This window comes from Streptosporangium sp. NPDC000239, assembly GCF_040300765.1.
Taxonomy (GTDB): domain Bacteria; phylum Actinomycetota; class Actinomycetes; order Streptosporangiales; family Streptosporangiaceae; genus Streptosporangium.
The window spans coordinates 318,892-335,522 of sequence record NZ_JBEPEI010000001.1 but is presented as its reverse complement, the minus strand read 5'-3'; the positions used below and the strand labels follow the sequence as shown (position 1 = coordinate 335,522).

Annotated in this window: 13 protein-coding genes and 1 tRNA gene; 5 read left to right on the top strand and 9 right to left on the bottom strand. The window is 69.7% G+C overall.

Annotation, left to right across the window (positions count from 1 at the left end):
* Positions 1-11 precede the first annotated feature (11 nt).
* Positions 12-524 (top strand): DUF402 domain-containing protein, encoded by a 513-nt coding sequence (locus ABT340_RS01460; protein ID WP_352008663.1) that lies wholly within the window; start codon positions 12-14, stop codon positions 522-524.
* A gap of 8 nt (positions 525-532) precedes the next feature.
* Here ABT340_RS01460 and ABT340_RS01455 read toward each other — a convergent pair whose 3' ends face one another.
* Both ABT340_RS01455 and ABT340_RS01450 read right to left on the bottom strand, forming a co-directional pair.
* On the bottom strand, positions 533-1,642 hold the full coding sequence (locus ABT340_RS01455) for a nitric oxide synthase oxygenase (RefSeq protein ID WP_352008662.1): 1,110 nt from the start codon (positions 1,640-1,642) through the stop codon (positions 533-535).
* Positions 1,643-2,038: 396 nt separating this feature from the next.
* Positions 2,039-2,114: transfer RNA gene (locus tag ABT340_RS01450), tRNA-Asn, on the bottom strand.
* A 165-nt stretch (positions 2,115-2,279) separates the two neighbouring features.
* Here ABT340_RS01450 and ABT340_RS01445 point away from each other — a divergent pair.
* Complete coding sequence (locus tag ABT340_RS01445) at positions 2,280-2,591, top strand: YtxH domain-containing protein (protein WP_352008661.1); 312 nt, start codon at positions 2,280-2,282, stop codon at positions 2,589-2,591.
* Between the two features lie 90 nt (positions 2,592-2,681).
* Here ABT340_RS01445 and ABT340_RS01440 read toward each other — a convergent pair whose 3' ends face one another.
* The 5 genes from ABT340_RS01440 to dnaG all read right to left on the bottom strand — a co-directional run bounded on the left by ABT340_RS01440 (position 2,682) and on the right by dnaG (position 9,322).
* A complete protein-coding gene (locus ABT340_RS01440) occupies positions 2,682-3,143 on the bottom strand; it encodes a hypothetical protein (RefSeq protein ID WP_352008660.1) in 462 nt (153 codons plus the stop codon).
* A complete protein-coding gene (locus tag ABT340_RS01435; RefSeq protein ID WP_399174932.1) occupies positions 3,140-4,414 on the bottom strand; it encodes an MGH1-like glycoside hydrolase domain-containing protein in 1,275 nt (424 codons plus the stop codon). Before ABT340_RS01435 ends, ABT340_RS01440 begins: the two co-directional genes overlap by 4 nt.
* A gap of 658 nt (positions 4,415-5,072) precedes the next feature.
* A complete protein-coding gene (efeO, locus tag ABT340_RS01430; protein ID WP_352008658.1) occupies positions 5,073-5,957 on the bottom strand; it encodes an iron uptake system protein EfeO in 885 nt (294 codons plus the stop codon).
* 216 nt (positions 5,958-6,173) lie between these two features.
* Positions 6,174-7,277, bottom strand: coding sequence for an RNA polymerase sigma factor RpoD (gene rpoD, locus ABT340_RS01425; protein ID WP_352008657.1), 1,104 nt, complete (start codon positions 7,275-7,277; stop codon positions 6,174-6,176).
* 185 nt (positions 7,278-7,462) lie between these two features.
* Positions 7,463-9,322 (bottom strand): DNA primase, encoded by a 1,860-nt coding sequence (dnaG, locus tag ABT340_RS01420; RefSeq protein ID WP_352008656.1) that lies wholly within the window; start codon positions 9,320-9,322, stop codon positions 7,463-7,465.
* 187 nt (positions 9,323-9,509) lie between these two features.
* Here dnaG and ABT340_RS01415 point away from each other — a divergent pair, with 187 nt between their 5' ends.
* Together ABT340_RS01415 and ABT340_RS01410 are read left to right on the top strand one after the other, a co-directional pair.
* Positions 9,510-10,325: a M23 family metallopeptidase gene (locus tag ABT340_RS01415; RefSeq protein ID WP_352008655.1), complete on the top strand. Its 816-nt coding sequence runs from the start codon at positions 9,510-9,512 to the stop codon at positions 10,323-10,325.
* Positions 10,326-10,806: 481 nt separating this feature from the next.
* The gene (locus tag ABT340_RS01410; RefSeq protein ID WP_352008654.1) at positions 10,807-11,904 is read left to right on the top strand and encodes a cytochrome P450; all 1,098 of its coding nucleotides are present in this window, start codon (positions 10,807-10,809) and stop codon (positions 11,902-11,904) included.
* A 606-nt stretch (positions 11,905-12,510) separates the two neighbouring features.
* Here the strand turns inward: ABT340_RS01410 and ABT340_RS01405 are convergent.
* Positions 12,511-13,674: a hypothetical protein gene (locus tag ABT340_RS01405; protein WP_352008653.1), complete on the bottom strand. Its 1,164-nt coding sequence runs from the start codon at positions 13,672-13,674 to the stop codon at positions 12,511-12,513.
* Positions 13,675-13,968: 294 nt separating this feature from the next.
* Here ABT340_RS01405 and gad point away from each other — a divergent pair, with 294 nt between their 5' ends.
* Positions 13,969-15,327 (top strand): glutamate decarboxylase, encoded by a 1,359-nt coding sequence (gene gad / locus ABT340_RS01400; protein ID WP_352008652.1) that lies wholly within the window; start codon positions 13,969-13,971, stop codon positions 15,325-15,327.
* 15 nt (positions 15,328-15,342) lie between these two features.
* Here the strand turns inward: gad and ABT340_RS01395 are convergent, their stop codons facing one another.
* Entirely contained in the window at positions 15,343-16,575 is a 1,233-nt protein-coding gene (locus ABT340_RS01395) for a deoxyguanosinetriphosphate triphosphohydrolase (protein ID WP_352008651.1), read from the bottom strand.
* Between the last annotated feature and the right edge of the window lie 56 nt (positions 16,576-16,631).

Sequence of the window (16,631 nt, the reverse complement as noted above, 5' to 3'; positions counted from 1 at the left end):
AAAGTCGGGGGATGTCTCATGAGATCGTCCGCGTGGTCTACCGCAAGTACGACGGCTCGCTGCACTGGAACCACCCGGCCCTGCTCCTCGGCGAGGACGAACACGGCGTGTGGGTCGGCTGCCCGCCCGGCAGCAGCGGCAGGCGGGGGCAGGAGCCGCCCGTCGTCTGGGACGAGCCGTTCGTGATCCTCTTCCCCCGTGACGCCTGGTGGACGGCCACCTTCAACGCGGCGCCGTACAAGGCCGAGATCTACTGTGACGTCTCGACCGTGCCGCGCTGGGACGGCGACGAGGTGACCATGGTCGACCTCGACCTCGACGTGATCCGCATGCGCAAGGACGGCCGGGTGCTCCTGGACGACGAGGACGAGTTCGAGGAGCACCAGGTCCGCTACGCCTACCCCAGGGAGATCGTGGAGGGCGCCCGCGCCTCGGCCGCCGCGCTGATGGAGGCCGTCACCGCCAGGACGGCCCCCTTCGCCTCACCTCCGCACTGGCTCTCCCTGGTCTCCGGGAACCGCTGAGAAGGACGTCACCGCCCCGGGCTCCACCGGCCCGCCGACCGCTCCCTGGAGTCGGGGTGGGTGACGAAGTTCGGCGAGAGCCGCTCCTGGTCGTAGTACCGGTGGAAGACCGGGGTCGCGGCCCCCGAGATGGGCGGGACGATCCAGCTCCAGTCGGCCGGGCAGGTCCTGCCCGCGCTCTCCTCCCGCGCCACGTGCGTCAGGAAGCGCCTGGACTCGGCGTGGTGGTCGGTCATGGTGACCCCCGCCCTGTCGAAGGAGTACAGGACCGCCACGTTCAGCTCGACCAGCGCGTGGTCGCGCCACAGCGAACGCTCGTTACGGGTGTCCAGGCCGAGCCGCGCGGCGACCAGGGGCACCAGGTTGTAGCGGTCGGGGTCCGCGAGGTTGCGCGCCCCGATCTCGGTCCCCATGTACCAGCCGTTGAACGGCGCGGCCCGGTAGCAGACCCCGCCGATCTCCAGGCACATGTTCGAGATCGCCGGTACGGCGTGCCAGCGCAGCCCCAGCCGCTCGAACCACGGATAGGCCGGGTGGGACAGCGGCACCTCGAGCACCGCGTCCCCGGGGATCGTGGACAGCACAGGCGGCCCGTCGCCCATCGAGACCGCCAGGGGAAGCACGTCGAAGGGCGTGCCCCGGCCGCCCGGCCAGCCGAGTTTACGGGCCATCGTGGTGAACCCGGCGTTGCGCGGATCACCGACGACCGAACCGTCGTCCATCGCGTACCCCGCGTAACGGATGAGCTGCTCGTTCCAGATCCTCGGCCCTGGCGCCCCCGGCCGGTCCTGGGCGAAGATCGTGATCATCGGCCGGATCCGGCCGTCGGAGACGGCCTCACGGAGATGGTCGACGCACTCGACGGCGACCCCCTCGACCGTGTTCACCCGGCGCCGGTCGCGTACCCGCAGCGACTTCCAGTACAACCGCCCGATACACCTGTCGCTGTTGCGCCAGGCCACCCGGGCGCCGAAGACGAGTTCCTTCGGCGTGTGGGTGTAGGTCCCCGTCGCGGCGATCTCGGCGCGCACCTCGCGCAGCCTGGGCTTCACAGGGCCCGCGTCCGGGTTCTCCTCGTGGAACAGCGTCAGGAACTCCTCGGCGGCCGTCACGTCCACCGGCGGGGCCACCGGTTGGGAAGGCGGCTGCCACGGCGCCCTCCCGTCGTCCCGGTGGGCCCCCGCATAGCCCTGCGCGCGTGCTCCCTGTTCCCTCACCGGCGTCTGGCGCCGGGGTTTCGGCCAAGTCGGCACAGAAAAACCACCTGTATACGTCTAACGGGTACGGCATGCCGTTCCGGGCGGCACGGTTCCCTCGGCGTGATGTCCCGCGTGATGTCTCCGGCCCGGCGGTGATCCCACTGCGGTACGGCGCCCACGGCCCGGTCACCGAGTGCGAGCGGAAGGACACGAGGCGATGCGCCCCCTATTTTCCGTGATTCACCGGGATTTGTCCGCGAAATAGGACACGAAACGGCGAAGGCCCCGGGAGCTGTGCTCCCGGGGCCTTCCTGATGGCTCCCGCGATAGGACTCGAACCTATAACCTGCCGGTTAACAGCCGGCTGCTCTGCCGATTGAGCTACACGGGATCGTGCTTCGCGCTGTTCGGACCTGGGGTTTTCCCCCGCTCCTTGCGGCGCAGGAATAGATTAGCGCACTCCGGGAGTGTGTGTCGCATCGATGCTCCGGGGTAGGGCCGAGACAACTCACGATCCGCGGGTAGGGTCCCGCCCAGGACGCTTGTGGAGGTGGAGATGCGTTACCGACTGATGTTCGGTGTAGGCCTCGCGGTCGGCTACATCCTTGGGAGCCGCGCAGGCCGGGAGCGCTATGAGCAGCTCAAGCGGATGGCGCGCCGGGTCTCGGACAACCCCGCCGTCCAGGAGGCCGCGGGGCTGGTCGGCGCCCAGGTTTCCAGGGCCACCGACGTGGCCAGGACGAAGGTGAGTGACGTGGCCAGGGACAAACTGCCGTTCCTGCAGCCGCGCGACGGCAGGGGGCCGGAAGAGCACGACGAAACGGGCACCGGATGGCCACGGGAGGAGAAGGCCGTCACCCCCCACTGACCCCGCCGCCCGCGCGGGTCACGGCGCCCACCGGACCCGCGCGGGCTCCTTTCGCGTTCCGTACCGAGAAAAGCCGGTCGTGGGACGCCCTCAGACGCCGAAACTGCGGCGCGTCTCCTCCAGGGCCTGCTCGGCGAGAGCGCGCAGACCGGGGTCCTGCGGGTCCATCCCGGCGTCGAAGACGAACTCCCAGATCATCTGGTCGTCGTCGGTCCTCCTCGCCACCAGCCGCACTCCCCCTCTGGCGTCCAGCGGGGCGTACTGACTGACCACGATCGAGGCCATGACCCGCTCCCGCACGGCCTCCGGCACCCGCCCCGGCTCGGGCAGCGGCGCCCGGAGCGTCCGCCCCTCCGTGGTGACGACCGTCAGCCCCTCCTCGTCCCACACCCCCCGGTCGATCCGGAACCACGGCAGCCTGGTCTCACCCAGATAGAGCGCCTTGTCGGTCGCGACCACGTAGCCTTCGGGCCCCTCGGCGTAGGTGAGCACCCGGTCGGTCGGCGCCACGGCCGCGCGGACCCCCGCGGGCGTCCGATTGAAGAGCTTCATCCCTCCACGTTATCGGCGAGCAGATCGAGGGTGAGCGCGGCGGACCAGGAGAAGTCCCTGCTGCCCCTGCCGCTGCCGTCGAAGGGGTCGAAGCACTCCCTGAAGCCCGCCTGCCGTACCAGGCGCAGGGTGCAGACGCCGAGCAGCCGCGCCAGGCCGTCCAGCCCGTGCACGGCCGCCGCCCGCCGCAGCAGCCAGTTGGTGTTCACCCAGGACGGCCCTCGCCAGTAGCGCGACCGGTCGAACTGGGTGGCGCGGATCTCACAGCTGGGCACGGGATATCCGGCGGCCCCCATGAACCGGGCCGATTCGAGCACCCCGACCAGCTTGGCCACCCGGTCGGCGGGCAGGCCGGGGTCGAGCATCGGCCCGAAGGCGCCCACGGTGCACATCGGGCTGAGCCGTCCCGAGCGCAGGTCGAGGGCGTGGAAGGCCTCACCGCCCCAGAGCCGTTCGAGCAGCCCGGCGCGGATCCGCTCGGCCGCCTCCCGGTGCGGCGCGGGATCGGCCCCGGCCAGCGGGGCCAGCTCGGCGAGCGCCTGGCAGGAGGCCAGCCAGATCCCGTTGAACAGCGGGTCCTCGACCGCGAAGGGATGCTCCGCGCGCAGGTAGGCCGGGTCGTAGCCGGAGTCGCGGTAGCGCTGGGCCAGCCAGACGTAGCGGTCGGGGAACGGTTCCTCCCCGTGGGCGCCGGAGGCCTGGGTCACGGCGTCCAGCGGGGCGTCCCACACCGGGCTGTCGTCCATCCCCGACTCCCAGGGGTGGACGATCGCGGCCAGTCCTCCCCCTCCCAGGTCCCTGGCCGTGGCGAGGTAGTCGTGCTGGGCCACAAGCATGGGGTACAGCCTGCGGACCAGGCCGCGCGCCTCCTCGCGGTTCCTCGCGTGCCGCCACATCCACCAGGTGGCCAGGGCGTGCAGGGGCGGCTGGGTCAGCCCGGAGGTCGGCACCCCGTTGGGGGCGGCGGGATGCTCCCCGGACCGCCAGACGGAGGGACCGGGGAAGTAGGCGTCGGCGAGACCCCGGTTGAAGACGATGTGGGGCACCATCCCGGTGTGCCACTGCCCGGCCAGGAGGCTGAGCAGTTCCGTGCCCGCTCTGCGGGTGTCGCAGCGGGAGACGCCGATCGCGACGAAGGTCGAGTCCCAGTTCCACTGGTGCGGATAGAGGCCGGGCGCGGGCACGGTCACGGCGCCCGCGCGATTGGCGTCGAGTACGGACCACGCCTCGCGTCCGAGTGCGACATCGTCCACCGCTGTCCGCCCCTCCATTCGCCCAGTCTGGGCCAGTATTCGCCGGGAGAACAGCCCTTCGCCCCTTCTGCATGCTTCTGGCATGTCTCTACCCGACCGTCCACGCGTCCCCGAGGACCGTTTCCCATCGGCCCGCCCTATCGGCCATTCGGCGTACGACACACATCTATCGGGCAGAAGACTAAAAAGGGGGCATTTATGGATATAAAGCGGAAAATCATGATCGGGAGGTTGTCTTTGGCGGTCACCGGCGCCGCGGGCGTGCCCTCCCCGGCGTTCCTCCAGCCGTCGTCCGCCCTCGCCGACGTCCCCCCTTCCGGAACACCAGGGACACCGGCGGTACCGGAAGCACCCGGGACGCCCGGGATGTCGGGGACGCCCGGCACCGGACGCGCGACCACCCCGCCCGGCGAGGCGCCACACAGCGGCCAGAACGGCCGGGACGGCCAGGATGGACGAGAGGGCCGGGGCGGCGACGGTGGGGGCGCTGACGGCGGCTCAGGGGGCCCAGGGGGCTCAGGGGGCGCCGGAGGCTCAGGAGGCCAGGGCGGCGCGGGGGGAACCGGCGGGGACGGGATGGGGGGAGACGGAGGGGACGGTGGCCCCTGAAAGGCCCCTGAAAGGCCACCGAAAGGCCACCGAAAGGCCGCTGAGAGGCCGCTGAGACCGGCCCAGCTCAGCCCGCGATCACCGCGGCCAGATTGGACAACGGCTCGGCCAGCGCGTTGAGCCCGTCGGAGAGCTCCTTGATCTGCTCCTTCGACAGGTCGTTGTAGGCGGCGAACCCGTCGCCCTTGGCGTGCTTGGCGAGCAGGGCCCGCATGTCGGCGAACTCGGTGTCCAGGGTGGCCGAGAGCTTGGGGTCACGCCGGAACACCATCGGCCGCAGCAGCCGGTAGACCTCGAAGGCGCCGTCCACGTTGGCCTTGAAGTCCCACAGGTCGGTGTGCGAGAAGGTCTCCTCCTCACCGGTCACCTTGCCGATCGCCACCTCGTCGAGCAGTTCCTTCGCCCCCGCCGCCATGGAGGCCACGGTGATCTCCGCCTGCGGCAGCAGGGCCCTGAGCCTGCTGAGATCGGCCAGCAGGGTGTCGCCGTACGCGGCCTCCCTGCTGAGGGTCTGCGGTGCCCGCCACAGCGCCTTCTCCAGCCGGTGCCAGCCCATCCACTCCTCGCCCTGGCTGAGGTCGGCCTCCCGCGAGTCCACCCTGGTGTCGATCTCGGGGAAGGCCCCCACGACCGGCTCGACGCTCTCCCAGCCGACCCTGCTCGGCGCGTAGAGGGCCTTCGCCTTCTCCACGTCGCCCTTCTTGACCGCGTTGACGAACTTGGCGGTCTTGGCGATGGCGTCGTAGATCCGCTTCTCCGCGTAGGTCCGGTACTCCCCGACCACGCGCGCGGCCTCCAGCACCTCCTGGCCGGCGTGTTCGCCCGGCGGCGCGGCGGCGGGAACGGCCGGGACGACCGGGGCGCCGCCGGTGCCGGTGCCGGCCGTGCCGCACGCGGTCAGGACGAGGGCGAGCAGGCCGCAGGCCGCGGCCGGACGAAGGACAACGGACATGGACGGCTCCCCGAAGATCTTTCCCGAAGCATCCATAATCCTGTAACCGCACGTCACAGCCTCGGCGACGTGCCGAAGCACCCGGCGATCCTCATCAGGAACGGCAGGGAGGAACCCCTCGAACCCGCTCGTTTCCCGGCAAAGGACCAACGCCTCACGAGGTACGGCGGAGGCCCCCGGAACGGGTTCCCCGGGGGCCTCCGCCGTACGGGACGTTCAGTCCAGGTAGTCGCGCAACATCTGGGCGCGGGTCGGGTGACGCAGCTTCGCCAGCGTCTTCGACTCGATCTGCCGGATGCGCTCCCGCGTCACGCCGAACTCCCTGCCGACCTCCTCCAGCGTCCTGGGGTGCCCGTCCGCCAGGCCGAAGCGCAGCTGGATGATGCGCTGCTCCCGTTCGGACAGCGTCGCGAGAATGTCGTCGAGCTGGTCCTGGAGCATGATGAAGGCCGCGGCCTCCATCGGCACGACGGCGTCGGCGTCCTCGATGAAGTCGCCGAGGTCGGAGTCCTCCTCGCCGATGGGCGACTGCAGTGAGACCGGTTCCTGCGCGATGCGCTGGATCTCGATCACACGCTCGATCGGCAGGTCCATCTCCAGCGCGATCTCCTCGGGCGCGGGCTCCCGGCCGAGGTCCTGGTGGAGCTGGCGCTGAACACGGACCAGTTTGTTGATGGTCTCGACCATGTGCACCGGAATGCGAATGGTGCGCGCCTGGTCGGCGATGGCCCGTGTGATCGCCTGGCGAATCCACCACGTGGCGTACGTGGAGAACTTGTATCCCTTGGTGTAGTCGAATTTCTCGACCGCTCTGATGAGCCCGAGGTTGCCCTCCTGGATGAGGTCCAGGAACAACATCCCGCGCCCGACGTACCTTTTGGCGATCGAGACGACGAGCCGCAGATTGGCCTCGATCAACCGTTGCTTGGCCCGTGTGCCCTCCCACACGAGCTCCCTGAACTCGGGGAAGGACATTCTTGAGACGAGATTGGTCAGCTTGTCCTCGGCGAACAGTCCCGCCTCGATGGACTTGGCGAGCTCCACCTCCTCCTCCGCCGTGAGCAGGGGCACCCGGCCGATCTCCCGCAGGTAGATGCGGACCAGATCGCTGGTCGGGGCTCTCTTACCGACATCCTCCTCATCGGACCGGACGGCGTCCTCGTCGCCCTGTGGTTCGAGGACCTCCACTCCGTGTTCGGCGAGCATGCGCACGACGCGTTCAAGCGCGTCCGACGGCAGCTCGGATTTGTCGAGGGCGGCGGCTACGTCATCGACCGTGACGCTTCCGCGCTCTCTTCCCTTCGCGACGAGGTCGGCCACCTGGTCTACCGATGGCGGCCCACTTGGCAGCACCGATGCACCCACGGGAGACAGTCTGCTGTATTCGGTCCCCTAAATGGCAGACCTATTTTTGTCACCGAAGGTAAGGCGGCGATCATTATCGAACCGAGACCTTATTGGGGTTTGGTCGAATCGCCGTATGGAAATCAAAGCACATTACGTGATCAGCTGCCCGAGGCACGATCCTTCAGCACCCGGCGCTGCTGTTCGAGCGCGACGAGCTCGGCGAACAGCCGGTTGAACCCCTCCTGCTCCTCGACGGGATTGGTCCGCTGCATCTGCGACTTGAGCTGCTCGACGGCTCGCTCGACCGAGATCAGTTCGAGCGCGGTGAGCATCCCCGAGGCGTATCTCTCCTCGTCGTCCAGGTCGACGCGCAGCCCCTCGACCGCGAGCCGGGTGACCAGCGGGCGCAGCGCCTCGGTGGCCAGGCCGAGCAGCCGGTCGACCCACTCCCGCCCGCCGGGGCCCGCCGTGGCCGTACCGCCCGCCTCCAGGATCAGCTTGTGCAGGGCGACGTGCTCGGGCAACGTGAACGCCTCGGCGCCGATCGTGTCGTAACCGGGCCCCAGCAACGCGGGCCGCTGCACGGCCAGCTTCAGCACCTCGGCCTCGGTCCGCACCGCGGGGTCGGTCAGCTCGGCGACCTTGCGCGGCCCGGCGGGCCGCTGCGGGCGCTGCGGCGCCCCCTGGGCGGCGACGGAGATCTCGGCGATGCGGTCCACGACGAACTGCTCGTTGTTGAAGCCCAGCCAGCGGTCGAGGTCGACGGCGTACAGCTGGCGCAGCGCCCTGTCCTTGATGCCGGCCACGATCGGGGCCGCGGCGTCCAGCGCGGACAGCCTGCCCTCGTTCGTGCTCACGTCGTGGCGGAGGATCACGCTGCGGATGGCGAAGGCGAACAGCGGCTCCCGGCTGGCGACCAGGTCGCGGACCGCGGCCTCGCCACGGGTGACGCGCAGGTCACACGGGTCGAGCCCGTCACCCTGGACCGCGACGAAGGTCTGCGTGACGAACTTCTGCTCGTCGGCGAAGGCCCGCAGCGCCGCCTTCTGCCCCGCGGCGTCGCCGTCGAAGGTGAAGATCACCTCGCCCTGCGAGCCCGACTGGTCGAGCAGCAGCCGCCGCAGCACCTTGATGTGCTCCTGGCCGAAGGCGGTGCCACAGGTGGCGACCGCCGTCGGCACCCCCGACAGGTGGCAGGCCATCACGTCGGTGTATCCCTCGACGATCACCGCCTGGGACCGCTTGGAGATCTCCCGTTTGGCCAGGTCGACGCCGTAGAGGACCTCGCTCTTCTTGTAGAGCGGGCTCTCGGGGGTGTTGAGGTATTTCGGGCCGTCCTCGGCGTCGTTCAGCTTGCGGGCGCCGAATCCGATGACGTCGCCGGTGATGTCGCGGATCGGCCAGACGAGCCTGCCGCGGAAGCGGTCCATCGGCCCTCGCCGTCCCTCCTTCGCCAGGCCGCCCTTGATCAGCTCCGCGGCGGTGAAGCCCCTGGCCATCAGGTGCCGGGAGAGGGCCTCCCACTCGGCGGGCGCGTAGCCGACCCCGAAGTGCTCCGCGTCGGCCCGCTCGAACCCGCGCTCGGACAGGAACCTGCGCCCGGCCGCGGCCTCCGGGGAGGAGAGCCGCTCGGCGTAGAACTCCGCCGCCGCCCGGTGCGCCTCGATGAGGCGGCTGCGCTCCCCCTGCTCGCGCCCGGGGACGTAGCCGCCCTGCTCGTAGCGCAGCTGGATGCCGGCCCGGTTGGCCAGCCGTTCGACGGCCTCGCCGAACGACAGGTGCTCAAGACGGCGGACGAAGGTGATGACGTCGCCGCCCTCGGCGCAGCCGAAGCAGTACCAGTAGCCGCGGGCGGGGGTGACGTTGAAGGAGGGACTCTTCTCGTCGTGGAAGGGACACAGTCCCTTCATGTTGCCGCCGCCCGCGTTGCGGAGCTGGATGTGCTCACCCACGATGTCCGCGATCGGCGAGCGCTCCCGCACGAGCGCGATGTCCTCGTCACTGATCCGGCCTGCCACGCCGTGAGTCTAGTGCGGTCCTCCGACATCCCGGGGCGCCCCGGAGCGGCCTCGGCTGGGACGCCGACTTTCCCGAACAGGTCGTGACCAAACGGAAGGTCGGCTACAAAGGTAAAGGCTGGTTATCGATAACGTTAGCCTGGTGGAGATCATGCGATCGGGGCACATAGCTCGACTGAGTGTGACGGTGGGCGTTCTGCTCGCCACCGGGGCCTGCGCGTCCCCGGGAGGGGTCGCGGGTGTCAGCACCCTTCCCCCCGCGGCGGAGGTCGCGGCCACGGGGCCGGGCAAGGTCACGGCGACGATTCCCACCCCGTCCCCGACGCCCGCCGCGCAGGCGAGCGTGACCCGGCCGGCGGGTGACGACCCGGTGCGGGTCCCACCGCCGAAGCTGTCGAACTTCAGCTACGTCTTCCCGGTCAAGGACTGCAGGGTGAGCTACGAGAGCAGGCTTCTCGTGCTGCCGAAGACCACGATCTGGACCGGGAAGGGCTGCTCGTTCGTCTCCCCGGTGAACGGAGTGGTCGACGAGGTCAACGCCAAGAACCGGTGGAAGCCCTCGACCGACCGGGGCCCCGACCGGGAGGGCCGTTTCGTCACGGTCATCGGCGACGACGGCGTGCGCTACCTCGGCGGCCACCTGGACAGGATCACCCCGGGGATCAAGCCCGGCGTCAGGGTCTCCGCAGGTCAGGTCCTCGGCCAGGTCGGCAACTCGGGCAACGCCCGCTCGACCGCGAGCAACCTCTACTTCGCGATCTCCTGGAAGACCGACCACTCCCTCTGGTGGGTACGGCGCGGCATGGTCCCGCCGTGGAACTACCTGGACGCCTGGCTGGACGGCAACCGCACGCTCTCGCCCGCCGAGGAGTCGCGGGCCGTGATGAACCGGGTCGGCGCCTCCCCCAAGTGCTCGACCCTGTGCGCCGCCAAGCCCGGTTCGACGGACAAGCCGGAGAAGCCGTCCCCGACGCCCGAAGAGAAGATTCCCCTGGGCAACTGACCCCGTTCCCGCGGATCCTCTCCGCCGGGGACGGGGTTTCCGGCGCCTTTCACCGTTCACACGGCCGGCGCGGACCGCAAGAGCCGCGCCGGGATATCACGGTTTCCATGAGTACGGCGACCCGCCGTGGCCTTCCGGCATTCAGGAACGGCCTTCCATTGAGCGGAATGACCCCTGTGACCGGCTCATTCACCGCGCCGCCGGCCGATTGATCATCACCCTCATCCCAAATCCGAAAAACCACTCTAATAAATAAATATCATCTTTTCGGCCACCCAAAAGCGACACCTTGACAGACAGGTAACTTTTGCTACGTTCTCCGAAAAGAACAAATGTGGCGGCCCTTTGGGAGCAAGATCAAATGACGACAGATTTCCCAATTTCTCGCACTTGTCCTTTTTCTCCGCCGGACGAGTACGAACGGCTCCGCGAACAGGCCCCACTCGTCAGAGCCAGGATCGCCAGAGGCGAGGTCTGGCTGGTGACCCGGCACGCCGAGGCGCAGCAGGTGCTCAGCGATCCCACGGTCAGCACCGATCCGGCGTCCCCCGGCCATCCGATGCCCGCGATGCGGCCCGACGACCCCTCCGAGGAGGAGCTGGAGATCCGCAGGAGGTTCCAGGCCGGCCAGTTCATCGACATGGATCCGCCGGAGCACAGTCTCTACCGGCGAATGCTGATCCCCGAGTTCACCGTGCGACGGGTCAAGGAGATGCGCCCGGCCATCCAGGAGGCCACCGACCTGCTCATCGACGACATGCTGAAGGCGGGCTCCCCGACCGACCTCGTCGACGCCTTCGGCTTCGCCCTGCCGTCCATGGTGACCTGCGCGCTCCTCGGCGTCCCCTACGCCGACCGCGACTTCTTCCGGGCCAGGACCCGCAAGATGATGGACACCGGCGTCGGCTCCTCCGCCGACGGGATCGCCGCCGCCATCGAGGTCTGGCACTACCTCGACAAGCTGATCACCGAGGCGGAGAGCGAGCCGGGCGACGACCTCATCGGACGCCTGGTCACCGCGCGGCGGGAGACCGGCGAGCTGACCCACGACGCCATGGTCGGCATGGTCTTCCTGCTGCTCATCGCCGGGCACGAGACGACCGCGAACATGATCCCGCTGGGCGTGCACACCCTGCTGCGTCACCCGGACCAGCTCGCCGCCCTGCGCGCCGACCCCACCGGCTGGCCCCTGGCCGTCGAGGAGTTGCTGCGCTACCACTCGATCGTCGACTGGGTGGGCTTCGACCGGGTCGCCACCCGGGACATGGAGATCGGGGGCCAGGCCGTACGGGCCGGGGAGGGCATGTTCGTGCTCGGCGCATCGGCCAACCGCGACCCCCGGGTCTTCGACCGGCCCGACGACTTCGACATCCGCCGGGGCGCCCGCAACCACCTGGCCTTCGGCTACGGCGTCCACCAGTGCCTCGGCCAGAACCTCGCCCGCGCAGAACTGGAGATCGCCTACCGCGCCCTCTTCGACCGCCTGCCCGCTCTCCACGTCATCGGAGACGACGACGACCTGCCCTTCGACTACGACGGGGTGGTCTTCGGCACCCGCGCCTTCCCCGTGGGCTGGTAGCCCGTACGGGGCGGCCTCGGGAACGCCGTTCAGGCACCGGTTCGCTCCAGCCGCTCCTTGGCCGCAGCCGGTTCGGCGGGCACCTCACGCCGCAGCCACCGGGTGATGTCGGCACGTTCGTCCCCGGTACGGGTCATCCGGTGACAGGTCCGGGGGCCCGGGGGGTTCGGACCCTGAACCTGAGTCATCCTCCTGGCGAACCCACCGGACGGCTCCGACCCTGTCGTCGATGACGGCGCAGGCGCGAGGGTCCGGAACCTCTCCCGCCGCCCGGCGGACGAGAGCGCGGGCCTCACCGTATGCCAACGCGGTGTCCTGCGGCATGTGCGCGAAGATACGCGATCAACGGACCCCGGAGCCGTCCTCGCCCCCCGGCCGTCCCGGTCGGGGAGCCACGGCGTGGGAGGTTCCGGGCCTCGACGGCGGTCACCGGAAACCGCCTTTACAAAGTATGGTGAGCCCGTTCCGGGGAGGATTCTCTCCCCGGTCTGACGAGCGCCTCTCCCAGGCCCGCTCCACCGGTCTCATCCGGATGAGATCCGGGCGCGCACCTTCCCGGCCTGTGGGCCGTTTCGGTCCACAGGCCGGGCTTCCGCGTTCGCCCTGTCAGCAGGGTGCCGCCGCGTAGAGGGTCCCCGCCTGGGTGGTGATGCGGGAGGCGGCGTCGGCCCAGGTGGTGCCCAGGGGGTTGAGGGTCAGCACCACCATGATCTTCCGGTCGTTCGCACAGAGGGTCCCGGAGGTGTGCATCGCGGGGCTGGCCAGGTCGACGCTCGCCGTACGGGCGGACGGGCTCCGCGTACCGGCCGCCACCGGGCACCGCGGGTCCTCGTCGAAGGCTGACCAGCCCTGCTTGACGGCCCAGGGGGCGGAGACGGCGCTCGGGATGCCGAAGTACTGGTCCCAGCCGTCGTCCGCGCACCGGGTGGCCTGGCGCAGGTGTCCCATGATGAGGTTCCTGAAGGACGGGTCCGCTCTCTCCAGGATGTAGCGGTAGATCTTCACCACGTCGGCGGCGCTGATCTCGGTGTAGCCCCACATCCCCCGGTCGGCCGGTGGCGCCGTGTCGGTCAGGCCGATCTTGGTCACCATCCGGCTCACGATCGTCTCCCAGCCGCCACGCTCCCACAGGGTGCTCGCGGCGTTGTCCTTACTCGAACGCAGCATGCTCTGCAGCAGCTGGGCGTCGGCGGTGGGCACCGCCGTACCCGGGCCGAGGGTTTCGAGGTAGTCGAGGGCGATGAGCAGTTTCACCAGCGAGGCGGAGCGGAACCTCTTGTGCTCCTCGCTGCGCACGGACGTGCCGGTGACGCGGTCGTAGACCATGTAGGCGGTCGAGCGATCGGCGGGCAGCGACGGGCACTGGGCGAGCCTGGCGTCGTCCGGGTCCAGTGAGGTGTTCAGGTAGAGCGCGGGCACGAAGCCGTAGCCGTGCCGCTCCGGGTTGCTCACCACCCGGTCGCCCTGGGTGTAGTACCACACGTTGTTGCCACCGCCGTGCTGCTGGCCGCGCGTCCAGCACAGGAACCAGCTCTGGGCGGTGTCCATGACCCCCACCTGCGGCGACGAGCCGTCCGGGGTGGCGTGGACCGGGGCTCCCGTCTGGTTGCCGCAGACGGAGTCCTCGGTGAACGTGTTCGGGAAGATCCCGCCGCCATGGCTGACGCCCGTACGGTGCTGACACACCTGGGCCTGAGCGGCGGAGGTGGGTAACAGGGCCAGGGCGGTGGCGACGAGCACACCGACGAGCAGCCCGCTGAAGACTCGCATGGGTTCCCCTCACTGGTTGAAGGGCGTCGCGTCCCGTGCGCGTCACCGGAACGCGCGCCCGTCCCCGATGGGTTCACGTAATCATGACCGGGAAACCCCGACAATCCTTGATCCGGCCATAAACCACAGGTTTCCCGACATATCGGAACGCCAGCCGCGAACGAGCGCCGCAACCCCTCTTGGACCTTTCGTGAATTTCGTCGGACTTTGTGGCGTTTGCCGGTCGGGTAGGTAGCCGATGGACCCCGGCACCGTACCGCCGACCGGGCCTGACCCGGCGAACAGGAGATCCACATGCCCCTGCACAAGGTCACCTCCTGGGACGACGTGTACACCTCGCCGCTGAGCGAACGGCCGCTGCCGAAACGCCGCCTTCCCGACTCCCCCGCCGAACCACGCGCGGTCTACGACCTCGTCAGCTCGGAACTCCTGCTCGACGGGAACTCCGCGCAGAACCTGGCGACGTTCTGCACCACCTGGAGCGACGAGGAGACCCATCGTCTGATGGATCTCTGCCTCGGCAAGAACATGATCGACAAGGACGAGTACCCGCAGACGGCCGAGATCGAGTCCCGGTGCGTGCACATCCTGGCCGACCTGTGGAACTCCCCCGACGGCATGGGCACGATGGGCTGCTCGACGACCGGGTCGAGTGAGGCGGCGATGCTCGGGGGGCTGGCGCTCAAGTGGAGATGGCGCCGTCGCCGCCAGGAGGACGGCAAGCCGGCCGACCGCCCCAACCTGGTCTGCGGCCCGGTGCAGGTCTGCTGGGAGAAGTTCGCCCGCTACTTCGACGTCGAGCTGCGGCAGGTGCCGCTCGAACGTGACGCGACCGGTCTGCGCCCGCACCAGCTACGCGACTACGTCGACGAGAACACGATCGGCGTCGTGGCGATCCTGGGCGTCACCTACACCTGCGACTTCGAACCGGTCGCCGGCATCGCCGGGGAACTCGACGCGATCCACACCGAGACGGGACTGGACGTGCCGATCCACGTGGACGCCGCCAGCGGCGGGTTCGTCGCCCCGTTCGTCCAGCCCGACCTGCCGTGGGACTTCCGGCTCGAACGGGTCGCCTCCATCAACGCCTCCGGCCACAAGTACGGCCTGGCGCCGCTCGGCGTCGGATGGATCGTGTGGCGCTCCGCCGACCTGCTGCCGAAGGACCTGATCTTCGACGTCAGCTATCTGGGCGGTGAGATGCCGACGTTCGCCCTCAACTTCTCCCGTCCCGGCGGCGAGATCGTCGCCCAGTACTACACGATGCTGCGGCTGGGCCGGGAGGGATACCGCAGGGTCCAGCAGGCGTGCCTGGACACCGCGCGGTTCCTGGCCGACCGGATCGCCAAGATGGGGCCGTTCGAACTGCTCTACGACGGCCGGGGCGCCCTGCCCGCGGTCTCCTACACCCTGGCCGGTCCCGACCCCGGCTTCACCCTCTACGACCTGTCCGAACAGCTGCGCGCCAGGGGCTGGCAGGTTCCCTCATACCCGCTGCCGCCCGACCGGCAGGAGACGGTCGTCCAGCGGGTGCTGATCAGGCACGGCATCGGCCGTGACGAGGCCTCCCTGCTCGCCGAGGACATCCGGCGCTGCCTGGACCGGCTCCACCGGGGCGGCGGGGCGGAGCACAGGCCGGGGTTCCACCACTGAACCACGGGCCGGGGCTCAGCCGCCGGACAGGCGCCGGTGCCAGGTGAGCGCGGAGGTGTCGGTGAGCGAGGCGATCTGGTCGACGACCACCCGCAGCCGCCCGGCGTCGGTCTCCGCCCTGGTGAAGGCGGGACGCAGCGCGGGCTCCAGGGTGAGCGGCGCGCCGAGCATGATCAGGTGGGCGAGGTCACGGACGATCTCACGCTGCCTGGCCTGGTTGGCGCTGTGCGCGTCGCTGGTCATCACGTAGTGCGCGGTCAGCCCCTTCAGCAGGGCGCATTCGAGGCGGGTGCGCCGGGGGACGACCAGGTTGGCGCCGTGGCGCCCCGCGGCCTCGCCGTACGCCTCGCGGGTCGCCTCCTGCGCGGAGCGGCACAGGTGACCGATGAGGGAGCTGGTGAGCGCCTTGGTCGCGACGAGGTCGGCGAGCGTGCCGTCGAAGTGCCGGGGCCACAGCGGCAGGGCGAACAGCCCGCCGAGGACGTCGTCGAGCTCCGCGGGCTCGGCGTCGGGGGCGTACCAGGCACGGGTCGTCGCGCAGACGCCCCCGCGCTCCGCCGGGTCGCGCAGCACCTGCGGCATGACGGCGCCGGAGTGCAGGGCGTCCTCCAGGTCGTGCACCGAGTAGGCGACGTCGTCGGCCCAGTCCATGATCTGGGCCTCGAAGCTGACGCTGCCCTCGGGGGCGCCCCGCCTGATCCACTCGAAGACCGCCATGTCCTCGGGATAGGCGCAGTACTTGGGGCTTCGCTCCCTGGTCCAGGGATACTTGGTCGCGGCGTCCAGGCAGGCCCGGGTGAGGTTGAGCCCGGCGCTGCGGCCGTCCTCGGTGAGGACCTTGGCCTCAAGACGGGTCAGCAGGCGCAGGCTCTGCGCGTTCCCCTCGAACCCGCCGCACCCGGCGGCCAGTTCGTTGAGGGCGGTCTCCCCGTTGTGCCCGAACGGCGGATGCCCCAGGTCGTGGGCCAGGCACGCGGTCTCGACCAGGTCGGGGTCCCTGCGCAGGGCCTGGCCCATCTCCCTGCCGATCTGCGCGCACTCCAGGGAGTGGGTCAGCCGGGTGCGCGGGATGTGCTGCCCGCTGCCGAGCGTCTCCGCCGGTCCGACCACCTGGGTCTTGGCGGCGAGCCTGCGCAGCCCCGCGCTGTGCAGCACCCGCGCCCGATCGCGTTCGAACGGGCTTCGTTCGGGGTTGCCGGGCGGTTCCGGCACCCATCTGGCCTGGTCATGCTCGTCATAAGCGTGCATAAGTGCAGTGATTTTATCCAGGAAAGGTGCCACCTATGCGAAACGTCGTGGAAACA

Excerpts from the sequence above, each read along its gene's own strand:
- ABT340_RS01460 (WP_352008663.1), top strand. The coding sequence starts at position 12 with ATGTCTCATGAGATCGTCCGCGTGGTCTACCGCAAGTACGACGGCTCG.
- ABT340_RS01445 (WP_352008661.1), top strand. The coding sequence starts at position 2,280 with ATGCGTTACCGACTGATGTTCGGTGTAGGCCTCGCGGTCGGCTACATC.
- ABT340_RS01440 (WP_352008660.1), bottom strand. The coding sequence starts at position 3,143 with ATGAAGCTCTTCAATCGGACGCCCGCGGGGGTCCGCGCGGCCGTGGCG.
- ABT340_RS01435 (WP_399174932.1), bottom strand. The coding sequence starts at position 4,414 with ATGGAGGGGCGGACAGCGGTGGACGATGTCGCACTCGGACGCGAGGCG.
- efeO (WP_352008658.1), bottom strand. The coding sequence starts at position 5,957 with ATGTCCGTTGTCCTTCGTCCGGCCGCGGCCTGCGGCCTGCTCGCCCTC.
- ABT340_RS01405 (WP_352008653.1), bottom strand. The coding sequence starts at position 13,674 with ATGCGAGTCTTCAGCGGGCTGCTCGTCGGTGTGCTCGTCGCCACCGCC.
- gad (WP_352008652.1), top strand. The coding sequence starts at position 13,969 with ATGCCCCTGCACAAGGTCACCTCCTGGGACGACGTGTACACCTCGCCG.
- ABT340_RS01395 (WP_352008651.1), bottom strand. The coding sequence starts at position 16,575 with ATGCACGCTTATGACGAGCATGACCAGGCCAGATGGGTGCCGGAACCG.